Origin of the sequence: Mesorhizobium sp. M0410 (assembly GCF_040321435.1) — a bacterium.
Taxonomy (GTDB): Bacteria; Pseudomonadota; Alphaproteobacteria; order Rhizobiales; family Rhizobiaceae; genus Mesorhizobium.
In genome coordinates this window covers 1-1,242 of the sequence record NZ_JAMYRN010000068.1, presented here as the reverse complement: position 1 = coordinate 1,242, position 1,242 = coordinate 1, and the positions used below count along the sequence as shown (strand labels likewise).

Sequence of the window (1,242 nt, the reverse complement as noted above, 5' to 3'; positions counted from 1 at the left end):
TGTTTGGACCGGGGACATCGCGAACAGCTGTGCGAGGACATCGCGAACAGTTTGCCATCCTATCGTTGGCTTGCATTGAGGTCGATGGTCTGGATTTTCTGGTGGCGGAAGTAGGCATCGAAGACGCCATCGGTTTCGGTTGGGCGGAAGGCGACGGCTTTGCCGGCAAAAGCCTTGCAGATCTTGACGGCATGCCCGAACAACGAGGTTGTGCCCTTCTGCTGGATTTTGCGGACCTGGTCGCCGGGCGCGTATTCGAACGGCTGGACGGCATCGGCGAAGTCGCGCGTCGAGGCACGATAGCGCTCGAGCGGCACAGCGTCGGCAATGGCCTGGTGCGGCCGCTCGGTGTTGTAGATGTGGCGCCATGCGTCGAAAGCGCACTGTGCCGCCTGCAGGCTGTCGAAGGGCGGGCCCTGCAGCGCCTCGGCCTTGAGCGTACGGTGGAACCGCTCCTCCTTGCCCAGCGTCTGTGGATGGCAGGGTCTGGAATGGCTGACCGACATGCCGTTCTCGATCAGCCAGACGCCGAGCATGGTGAAGTTGTTGCGGCCGCCGTCGCCCCAGGGCGGGCCGTTGTCGGTGGCGATGCGCCACGGCAGGCCATAGCGCCGGAAGGCCGTAATCAGGCGGGTTTTGACAGTTTCGGTGGTCTGGTCGGGGCAAGCTTCCAGCACCAGCGAGAACCGCGAATGATCGTCGAGCACGGTCAGCGGATGCAGCCGCCCGGCGCGCAACGGCACATGGCCCTTGAAGTCCATCTGCCACAGGTCGTTGGGCGCGGCGTGCTCGAAGCGGATGAACGCTTTGGCGCCGCCGCCCAGTGCGCCCAGTTCGACGCCGTTGCGGCGCAGGATGCCGGTCACCGTCGAGGCAGCCGGATGGCCAAACCCCTGGCGCGCCAGAACCCGGGCGATCTTGCGCCCGCCCCAGGCCGGATGCGTTGTGCGCACCGAAAGCGCTGCCGCCTCGATCGCGGGCGTGCTGCGCGTCGGGCTCGACTGCGGCCGGCGCGACCCCTCCAAAAGCCCGGCCGCGCCAAACGCCTGCCATCGCGCCAGCAACTTGTAAGCGCATGTTCGACCAATCCCAAAGCGTCGGCACAAGGCGCTCACATTCGCCCCCTCGGCCGTAGCCAGCCGCACAAACTCCAGCTTCTGTTTCATCGCGCTCGTGTCCTCGAATGGCATCCCGAACCCCCCAGCGCAAAGCGCGCCAAACTGTTCGCGATGTCCTCGCACA

The 1,242-nt window shown here is 65.7% G+C and carries 1 pseudogene; it reads right to left on the bottom strand.

The annotated features are described in order from the left end of the window. Nucleotides 1-1,190 (bottom strand): annotated as a pseudogene (locus tag NKI63_RS30620) (IS481 family transposase); the annotation flags it as partial. Nucleotides 1,191-1,242 lie beyond the last annotated feature (52 nt).